Annotated in this window: 9 protein-coding genes and 2 pseudogenes; all 11 read right to left on the bottom strand. The window is 27.0% G+C overall.

The window, feature by feature from the left end; translation table 11 throughout:
- Positions 1 to 180 precede the first annotated feature (180 nt).
- On the bottom strand, positions 181 to 804 hold the full coding sequence (locus BT993_RS06315) for a V-type ATP synthase subunit D (RefSeq protein WP_072593733.1): 624 nt from the start codon (positions 802 to 804) through the stop codon (positions 181 to 183).
- A gap of 2 nt (positions 805 to 806) precedes the next feature.
- Positions 807 to 2,186 (bottom strand): V-type ATP synthase subunit B, encoded by a 1,380-nt coding sequence (locus BT993_RS06310; protein ID WP_072593732.1) that lies wholly within the window; start codon positions 2,184 to 2,186, stop codon positions 807 to 809.
- Positions 2,186 to 3,901: a V-type ATP synthase subunit A gene (locus BT993_RS06305; RefSeq protein WP_244147563.1), complete on the bottom strand. Its 1,716-nt coding sequence runs from the start codon at positions 3,899 to 3,901 to the stop codon at positions 2,186 to 2,188. The genes BT993_RS06310 and BT993_RS06305 overlap by 1 nt, the downstream gene beginning before the upstream one ends.
- Positions 3,902 to 3,969: 68 nt before the next feature.
- Positions 3,970 to 4,299: a V-type ATP synthase subunit F gene (locus BT993_RS06300; protein ID WP_012858298.1), complete on the bottom strand. Its 330-nt coding sequence runs from the start codon at positions 4,297 to 4,299 to the stop codon at positions 3,970 to 3,972.
- Positions 4,292 to 5,215: a V-type ATPase subunit gene (locus tag BT993_RS06295; RefSeq protein ID WP_072593730.1), complete on the bottom strand. Its 924-nt coding sequence runs from the start codon at positions 5,213 to 5,215 to the stop codon at positions 4,292 to 4,294. The genes BT993_RS06300 and BT993_RS06295 overlap by 8 nt, the downstream gene beginning before the upstream one ends.
- A gap of 11 nt (positions 5,216 to 5,226) precedes the next feature.
- Entirely contained in the window at positions 5,227 to 5,775 is a 549-nt protein-coding gene (locus tag BT993_RS06290) for a V-type ATP synthase subunit E (protein WP_072593729.1), read from the bottom strand.
- 9 nt (positions 5,776 to 5,784) lie between these two features.
- Positions 5,785 to 6,258 carry a V-type ATP synthase subunit K gene (locus BT993_RS06285; RefSeq protein ID WP_072593728.1) on the bottom strand — a complete coding sequence of 158 codons (474 nt, stop codon included), beginning with the start codon at positions 6,256 to 6,258 and terminating at the stop codon, positions 5,785 to 5,787.
- 13 nt (positions 6,259 to 6,271) lie between these two features.
- Positions 6,272 to 8,203 carry a V-type ATP synthase subunit I gene (locus BT993_RS06280; protein ID WP_072593727.1) on the bottom strand — a complete coding sequence of 644 codons (1,932 nt, stop codon included), beginning with the start codon at positions 8,201 to 8,203 and terminating at the stop codon, positions 6,272 to 6,274.
- 3 nt (positions 8,204 to 8,206) lie between these two features.
- Positions 8,207 to 8,521 carry a hypothetical protein gene (locus BT993_RS06275; protein ID WP_072593726.1) on the bottom strand — a complete coding sequence of 105 codons (315 nt, stop codon included), beginning with the start codon at positions 8,519 to 8,521 and terminating at the stop codon, positions 8,207 to 8,209.
- Between the two features lie 11 nt (positions 8,522 to 8,532).
- Positions 8,533 to 8,943 (bottom strand): annotated as a pseudogene (gene msrB / locus BT993_RS07630) (peptide-methionine (R)-S-oxide reductase MsrB); the annotation flags it as partial.
- 78 nt (positions 8,944 to 9,021) lie between these two features.
- Positions 9,022 to 9,471 (bottom strand): annotated as a pseudogene (gene msrA, locus BT993_RS07625) (peptide-methionine (S)-S-oxide reductase MsrA); the annotation flags it as partial.
- Between the last annotated feature and the right edge of the window lie 81 nt (positions 9,472 to 9,552).

Here is a 9,552-nt window from a genome sequence, read left to right as displayed (position 1 = left end):
TGCCATTTATTCTCTCCTAAAAAAATATATATTTCTACGATAATATTATACCTTAACTTTTTATAATGTCAATTACTAAAATGAAATTTTTTTACATTTTTTAAAATTTTTATGAAATTTTAATTCAAAAATGTCTTAGATATAAAAATGGCGAAAATAATTTCGCCATTTACTAAATATTTAATTTTTTATTCCAGCTTTCATTAATCTAATGATAGCTCCTCTATCATTTTCATCAAGTTTCATTCTAATAAACTTTATTGTTTCTTCTAAAGTTGGTATAGTCATGTATTCCAAAGCATTAACCCTTCTTCTTGTTTTCTCTATTTCATCTGCCATTAATTGTGCAGACTTTTCAATTTCAGAAAGCTTTAATAATTCATTCATAATATTACTTAAATCTTCAACAGCCATATCTAGTTCTGAACTTGTTGAAGCAAATGAATAAGGGTAAATATCATCATCATTACCATTTTTTTCTAAAGTAAGTTGAGGTATTCTAACACTCATAACATTTTTCTTTTCCACATTTACTTCAAAGTTAATTTTTGGAACTGCAACAGCTTCTTCAAAAGAAGATTCAGAAATTAATGATTTAGATATAGCAAAATTTCTAAGTGAGCCTGTTAATTTTTCTTCTACTCTTTTTCTCATTTCTCTATTTTGTTTTATTGTTTCTATAAATATTCTCATTAATTCATCTTGCTTATCTTTAAGTAATTTATGCCCTTTTTTTGCTGTAACCAACTTTATTTTAAGTTTACTTAACTCCATTCTTGTTGGGTTTACATTTAATCTAGCCATAATTAATTATCCTTTTTTTCAAGATATTTTTCTAAATATTCATCTCTAATTCTCTTAAGTTCATTTTTAGGTAATATTCTTAATAAATCCCAACCAAGTTCAAGAGTATCTATTATACTTCTATTTAACACAAATCCTTGACCAACATATTTTTCTTCAAATTCAGTTGCAAATCTAGCAAATTGCTTATCTGTATCAGATAATGCAGATTCTCCTAATATTACTGCTAATTCTTTTGCTTCCTTACCTGTTGCATATGCTGAGAATAATTGATTCATTGTATCTGCATGATCTTCTCTTGTTTTATTTTTTCCTATACCTTTATCTTTTAACCTTGAAAGTGATGGTAAAACATCAATAGGTGGCATTATATTCTTCTTATATAATTCTCTTGAAAGTACAATTTGTCCCTCAGTAATATATCCAGTTAAATCTGGAATTGGATGTGTTTTATCATCTTCTGGCATTGTTAATATTGGTATTTGAGTGATAGACCCTGGTTTACCTTTTAATTTTCCTGCTCTTTCATATAAAGTTGATAAATCTGTATATAGATATCCAGGATATCCACGTCTTCCAGGTACTTCTTTTCTTGCAGCAGAAATTTCTCTTAAAGCTTCACAATAATTTGTTAAATCTGTAATTATTGTTAAAACATTCATTCCTTTTTCAAATGCTAAATATTCTGAACATGTTAGTGCCATTCTTGGTGTTGCAATTCTTTCTACTGATGGGTCATTAGCCAAGTTAATAAATAAAACTGCTCTATCTATAGCTCCTGTTTTCTTAAAATCTTCAATAAAGAATTCTGCTTCTTCATAAGTTATCCCTACAGCAGCAAAAACCACGGCAAATTTTTCTCCATCTCCTAATACTCTAGCTTGTCTTGCAATTTGAGCTGCAAGTTCAGCATGAGGAAGTCCTGAACCAGAAAATATTGGTAACTTTTGTCCTCTTACTAATGTATTTAATCCATCTATTGCAGAAACACCTGTTTGTATAAATTCAGATGGATAATCTCTAGCTACTGGATTTAATGCAAGACCATTAATATCTAAAGATTTTTCAGCAACGATTTTAGGTCCATTATCTTTTTCTCTACCTAAACCATCAAAAACCCTACCTATCATATCTTCAGAAACTCTTAATTTTAAAGGTCTTCCTAAAAATCTAACTTTAGAATCTCTCATATTTATTCCTGCTGGTGATTCAAATAATTGAAGTACTGCCTTGTCTTCATTTACTTCTAAAACTTTACCAAGTCTTATTTCACCATTTTGTGTTTCTACTTCTACTAATTCATCATAGCTTACACCCTCAACTCCTTCAACAGTCATAAGTGGTCCAACTATTTCATTAATTGTTTTGTATTCTTTAATCACTACATTACCTCCCCTTGTCTTGAGATAAGTTCATTAATTTTTTCTTCAACCTCTTTATTGATTTCATCTATCTTATATATATGCTCTTCAGATAAATATTTTGCTCTTGCAATTTTTTCTCTAACTTCTAATTCTAATATATCATTTACATATACATTTTTTTTCAATGCTTTTTGAGCTTGATTATAGAAATATAAGACCATGTTTAGCATCTTATTTTGTTTATCAAGAGAAGTATAAGTATCTTGTTCATGGAAAGCATTTTGTTGTAAATAATCTTCTCTTATACTTTTTGCTACTTCAAGTTTTAATTGATCTTCAAATGATAAAGTATCCTTACCTACTAATCTTACTATTTCTTGCAATCCTGCCTCTTCTTGTAATAATTTCATAGCTAAAGTTCTATTAGATGAGAATTTTTCATCTACATTTTTATCCATCCATTCATCAACCTTAGTTTGATACAATGAATAAGAATTTAACCAGTTAATAGCTGGGAAATGTCTTCTATATGCAAGTTGTGCATCTAATCCCCAGAATACTTTAACTATACGTAATGTAGCTTGAGAAACTGGTTCTGAAATATCTCCTCCAGGAGGTGATACTGCCCCTATAACTGTAAGGGCTCCAATTCTTTCATCTTCACCTAAACAAACTACCTTACCTGCTCTTTCATAAAAATCAGCAGCTCTTGATGATAGATATGCTGGATATCCCTCATCTCCTGGCATTTCTTCTAAACGTCCAGACATTTCTCTTAAAGCTTCTGCCCAACGAGAAGTTGAATCTGCCATTATTGATACTGAATAACCCATATCTCTAAAGTATTCAGCTATAGTTATTCCTGTATATATTGATGCTTCCCTTGCAGCAACAGGCATATTTGAAGTATTAGCAATTAATACTGTTCTTTGCATAAGTGATTTTCCTGTAAGTGGATCTATAATTTCTGGAAATTCCATTAATACGTCAGTCATTTCATTTCCACGTTCTCCACAACCAACATAAACTACTACCTGTGCATCTCCCCATTTAGCAAATTGATGTTGTACTACAGTTTTCCCTGAACCAAACGGACCTGGAACACATGCAGTTCCTCCTTTAGATACTGGGAAGAATGTGTCAATTACTCTTTGTCCTGTAATTAATGGTTCATCAGGATTTATTTTTTTAGCATATTTTCTACCTTTTCTTACTGGCCATCTTTGTATCATATTTACATTAACATCACCATTTGATGTTTCTATTACAGCTATAGTATCTTCTACAGTAAAATTACCACTTTTTATTTCTTTTATCTTACCCTCTACTCCAATAGGAACCATTATTTTATGAGTTATTACTTCTGTTTCTTGTACTGTACCCAATACATATCCTGAACTTACTTCATCTCCTATTGATTTAGTTGCAACAAATTCCCAAACTTTTTCTCTATCTAAGGCATTAACCTCTACACCTTTTAATAGGAAATCTCCAACTTTTTGTTTGATTTTATCAAGTGGTCTTTGTATACCATCAAACATATTTTCTAAAAGTCCTGGTCCTAATTCAACTGATAGAGGCATTCCTGTAGTTTCTACAGGTTCATTTGTTCCTATTCCAGTAGTTTCTTCATATACTTGTATAGAGGCTCTATCTCCTCTCATTTCTATTATTTCACCTATAAGTTTATCATTACCAACTTTTACCATATCAAATACATTAGCATGTTGCATATTTTCTGCAACTACAAGTGGTCCTGATACTTTCACTATTCTACCTTGCAAAGTATTTTCTCCCTTCGTTAAAAGATATTAGTTCCTATTGCCTTTTCTATATTTTCATCTATTTTTGACATTCCTAGATTTAAACTACCACTATTATTAGGTATTAATGTAATCATAGGAAGAACTTCTGTTTTATATCTTTCTAAAACTTCTTCTGCTCTTTTTGCATATTCCTCCGTAATAAATATTATTCCATACTTATTACTTGCTAAATAATCTATAGTTGACTTTATTTTCTGTATACTCATTTCTTCATTTTCAAAATTGTCTATACTAAATACATCAATTCCTAACACTTTAAAAGAAATCACGGTATCTCTATCTCCAATAGCAGCTATTTTATACATAAACACCTCTCAATCTTTCTTTGATTAATTCTGGATCTATATTATTTAATTTACCAGACATTATTAATCTAAGTGCTTTCATTTCATATTCTTTAGCAATTATATATGTAAAGATTGGCTCTGGTCCTATAGTAACATTTCTATACTCTATTGCTAAGTTAATTATCATATTATCAAACATTTTTTCAATTTCTGAAATATTATTATCTTTTTCAAATTTATCCCAATACTTAGCTATAGTTAATTTTTTAAATACAGGTAAGTATGTTTCATTTTCATAAATTTTTATTATCTCATCTCTTGAAATGCTCCCACCATCAACGAACATATTCTCAACAAAATCAATATTTTTGTTCTGTTTTTTTAATCTTAAGAAAGTAACCATATTATATTTATCTATTACAATATTACTATATTTAATAAATATATCTTCATTTAAATTGCTAGAAATTCTATATACATCTTCCAAATACATTTTATCAAGCAATATTGATGCTTTTTGTAAATCTTTTTCTTTTTTTACAATTAAAAGATTTTTATCAAAATCATTATTCTGCATACCTGTATCTAAAATATGTTTTTCAAGATCAGAATTTGAATAATCATTTTTTAATCTTAACTTAAGATTTTGATATTCATATTTTAAAGCTATCAAATCTACTATTCCTTGCTCTTTTTTTGCAAGTTCCCTTACAAATTTAAATATTCTCTTAGTTTCATTAAATAAGATTTCCTCATACATTTCATCATTTGTTACTCCAGCCATAGAAAATGCATATTCTGTATCATTTAATGTTTTAAGAATATCTTTTAAAGTATTTGTTTCAATCATTCTTATTAACTTTTGTTCTGTTAATAATTTTTTTTCTTGAATTTTTATTATAGAAACAGGCAAAATGAAATCATTTCTATTCATATTCATTCTCCTTATTCAAAATATTTTTGTATTACTTCTTCTAATTCTTCTCTTTTATGTCTAATCAAACTATCAAAACTAAAGTTTTCTTCAATTCCTTTATGTTTAATAATAAAGCCATTTTTCACTTTTTCATCAACTTTAATATTAGGTAAAAGCCCTAATAATTCACTAAATTTTTCAGGTATTAATATTTCTTCATCATCAAATTTTTTAATTCTTTTTTCAAGGTTACCCATTAAAAAAGTTTTCATTTCTTCAAGAGAAATATTTTCTAAATTTTCTCTTAATTTATCTATAGTTTCTGATATTAAAGTTTGTTTTGTTTGAAGTAAAATATTTTTACATTTTAGTTCAATACCTGAAGTAATTCTTTCAAGTTCTAATGTTTTAGTTGATTCAAATTTTCTAGCAATATTTTCTTTTTCTGTTTTTAATTTATCTTCAAATTCATTTCTTAAAACATTCATTTGTTTATTTGCTTCTTCTGTTATCAAAGATATCTTTTCATCACTATCAACTTTAATCTTTGAAATAATATTCTCTAAATTTGATATCATTATTTTCTCCTACGCTATATTGTTTAATAAGATTACAGATATTACTAACCCAAGTAGTGCATAAATCTCAACCATTACAGCATATACTATACCTTTAACTTGTTGTTCTTCATTTTTTGCAAGTATTGTTATCCCTGCAACTGATACTTTTGCTTGTGCTAACGCTGAATGTAATCCAACAAATGCTATAGGTAAACAAGCCATTAATATTGCAATTCCTTGTGAAAATGTTGTAGCTGAATTAATTTGACCTGAAGCTAATAATGCTATAACAAATCCATATAATCCTTGTGACCCTGGTAATAATTGTAGAATTAATGATTTACCAAATTTTTCAGGTTCTTCTATAACTATTCCTGCTGCTGCTTCCCCTACCATTCCAACTGCTTTTGCTGAACCTATTCCTGATAATATAGCTGCAAGTGCTGCTCCTAAATATCCTAAAGCTGGTCCTAAATTTACTAATACTAATTCTAAAGTCATTTCTGTTTTCCTCCTAATTATTATTTCTAATATTTATATATTTTTCTTTTATTTTAAAATCTTTAAATGGTTTTCCTCCACCTTCATAAAACTTAGAGAAAAATTCAACATATATTAATCTTGATGTATGTACATAAGCTCCTAACATTGATAAAAATAAATTAAATCCATGTCCTATTACTAGTATTAAAGCTACAAATATTAACATATACCATTTATTACCTAGCATTGAGGCTATCATATTCACTGCATAAGCTATATATCCTCCAGATAATCCAAGTGCCATAAGTCTTACATATGATATTAAATCTCCCATATAACCTGAAATTCCATATAAGGCATAAGCACCTAATCCTATTCTACCACCAATATTTTTAACTTCTCTACCCCCTGTAGCTACTATTAATAACATTGAAATTATCATAGTGTATTTTGATATATTTACTACATTTCCATTAATTCCAGTAAACTTAGCATAAATGAAATATCCTGTAGAAACTAATGTTATTATCCAAAAACCTACATCACATAAAGCATCATAATATTTTTTATTTCTTATTAATAAGAAAGCTTTAACTCCTAAAGCTATAAATATATGAACTATACCAAGTATTATTGAAAGAACCATTACTGGCTTGTAGTTACTTGTTGGTGAATAAAAATGTAAAGGATTACTAAATTCATATCCAAATAATGACCCATATATCAATCCCCAAAACATAGTTGATACACCTAACATAAATAAAAATTTTACTGCTAATTTACTATTTTTATCTAATTTAAAGAATAATAAAGAAATAGCTGATAAAATACTCATAACTATACCGTAACCTAAATCTGCTATCATCATTCCAAAGAATAACCAGAAAAATGGAGCAACAAGTATAGTTGGATCTATCTCCTTATATTTAGGTAATGAATAAGTTGCTGTCAATGTTTCAAATGGTTCTAAAACTTCATTATTTGAAAGTTTTATAGGAACATCTCTTGAGTTTTCATCAAATTCTTCATATTCTAAATAATAGTCTTTATCACATACTTTTTCTATTCTCTTTTCAAATTCTTCTTTTCTTTCAGTTGGAATATATCCACTTATAGCACTTAATTTTTCAGTAGATTTAAACATTTCCTTAACATTTTCTTTTAATAATATTGTCTTATAATATTCATAAGCTATTTCTATTTCTTCTAAATGTATTCCATTTTCATTTAATTTTTCATCAAGATTTTCGATTACTAATTTATTATTATTAAGTTTTTCAATTTTTTCATTCTTTATTTCTCTAGGAAGCTTCTTAAAATCTATATTTAATTTATTAAAGTTATATAATCTTAACTTCTCTGAAATATTTTCATTTTTATCAGAAAAAATAATAAAATTAACTTCTTTTTTACCATAATCTATTATTTCCAATTCAGATAAAGATAATTCTTCTAACTTAAATTTTTCAAAATTCTTTACTGACATACTCCCTATATTAACATCTACATTTTTTATTTTTAATAAATCATTTTCAGTAATATCAAGATTAGACCATTTTTCATATTCCTTGATTTCATTTACCAATACTTCATTTGCTTTAATCTTACTTTCTTTTTGATAGAAAATTTGATTAATTTCTTCTACTATATTATCTATATCTATATCTATATCTATATCTCTAATATATTTTTCAAGTTCTTGGTAACTAAATTCTTTTTTACCCTCTCTTAAAGATTCAATTAAAGGTTTTTTCTTAGAATATTTTCTAATCTTTTTAATAATAGACTCTAGTTTATATATTTTTTCTTCTAATTCATCTTTATTATTTGATTTCAAATTTTCAAATTCTAAATCAAGTTCTCTAAAGTCTACTTCAACAAATTCTTGTAGTTGTTTCAATAAGGCATTTAGCTCATTTTTAAAGCTTATTAAATTAAACTTTTCAACCTTTACTATTGCCATATTTTATCCTTTCATTACTATATTTTTAACTTCTTCTATTACTAAATTAATTTTATTATGAAAGTCAATTGATAATTTTTCAGATTTATCTTTCATATCTGTAATTTTATACTCCAATGATTTTTTCAATTCTTCTTTTTCCTCATTTAATTTCTCAATTAATTCTTCTTTGTATTCTTTAACTTTTTGTGTAAAAGAATGTTCTAAATTCTGTTTTAAATCTTCTATATTAGAATTAATTTCTTTTTGAGATATCTCAAATTTTTCTTTAGCAATTTTTTCTATTTCTTCTAATTTTTCTAAAATTTCTCTTGCCATTTTCCCTCCTTTTAAAATAAAACTATATAATCACCATAACCATATTCTTCTAATTTATTTTTTGGTATAAATCTTAATATTGACCCATTAATACAATAACGTAATGAACCTTTATCTTTTGGTCCATCAGTAAATACATGACCAAGATGTGCTAAATCTTTAGCACTTTTTACTTCTATTCTATTCATACCGTGTGAATTGTCTTCATAAAAATTAACTGTTTCTGTTAATATTGGTCTCGTAAAACTTGGCCAACCACAACCAGCATCAAATTTATCATATGACATGAAAAGTGGTTCTCCAGTAACAACATTAACATATATACCCTCTTCATCAAATTTTTCATATTCTGATGTAAATGGTCTTTCAGTTGCACTATTTTGTGATATATCAAATTCTAATTGTGATAATTTTTGTCTTAATTCCTTTAATTCAGGTTTAGTATATATTTTATCGAAAATCGGATCACTTACTGTACTTAAATTTATGTGACAATAACCATCAGGATTATTATCAAGATAATTTTGATGATAATCTTCAGCTAAAATGTAATCTCTTAATGGCTCATTTTCAACAGCGAGCTTAGAACCTATTTTCTTTTCAATAAAATCATACACCTTGTTGATTATTGGAACATCTGCTAAATCAATATAGTATATCCCTGTTCTATATTGTCTACCAATATCGCCACCTTGTTTATTTATTGATAATGGATCTATCAATTTAAAAAATCTAAGTAACAATTCCTCAAGTCTAACTAAATTTGAATTATATTCAATTTCTAATGTTTCTACATGATCTGTTTTCTTTAATTCCATATAGCTTGTATTAGACGTAATACCATTAGCATATCCTACAGTTGTATTTACAACTCCGAGTACTTTATTAAAGTAACCTTGCATGCCCCAAAAACATCCTCCAGCCAAATATATTTTTTTCAAAAAAATCACCTCTTTTGTATTTACCGTTACAATTATACCATAATTTAAAAAGAAAAAAAAGAAAAAGTAAGCAAAAAAAAGAGGAGAGTT

This window comes from Streptobacillus ratti (genome assembly GCF_001891165.1).
Classification (GTDB): Bacteria; Fusobacteriota; Fusobacteriia; order Fusobacteriales; family Leptotrichiaceae; genus Streptobacillus; species Streptobacillus ratti.
The sequence above is the reverse complement of the archived record's forward strand: the minus strand, read 5'-3'. Positions and strand labels throughout refer to the sequence as shown.

Bases quoted from the DNA above. Each gene is read 5' to 3' on its own strand.
- BT993_RS06315 (WP_072593733.1), bottom strand. From the start codon at position 804: ATGGCTAGATTAAATGTAAACCCAACAAGAATGGAGTTAAGTAAACTT.
- BT993_RS06305 (WP_244147563.1), bottom strand. From the start codon at position 3,901: ATGCAACATGCTAATGTATTTGATATGGTAAAAGTTGGTAATGATAAA.
- BT993_RS06300 (WP_012858298.1), bottom strand. From the start codon at position 4,299: ATGTATAAAATAGCTGCTATTGGAGATAGAGATACCGTGATTTCTTTT.
- BT993_RS06295 (WP_072593730.1), bottom strand. From the start codon at position 5,215: ATGAATAGAAATGATTTCATTTTGCCTGTTTCTATAATAAAAATTCAA.
- BT993_RS06290 (WP_072593729.1), bottom strand. From the start codon at position 5,775: ATGATATCAAATTTAGAGAATATTATTTCAAAGATTAAAGTTGATAGT.
- BT993_RS06285 (WP_072593728.1), bottom strand. From the start codon at position 6,258: ATGACTTTAGAATTAGTATTAGTAAATTTAGGACCAGCTTTAGGATAT.
- BT993_RS06280 (WP_072593727.1), bottom strand. From the start codon at position 8,203: ATGGCAATAGTAAAGGTTGAAAAGTTTAATTTAATAAGCTTTAAAAAT.
- BT993_RS06275 (WP_072593726.1), bottom strand. From the start codon at position 8,521: ATGGCAAGAGAAATTTTAGAAAAATTAGAAGAAATAGAAAAAATTGCT.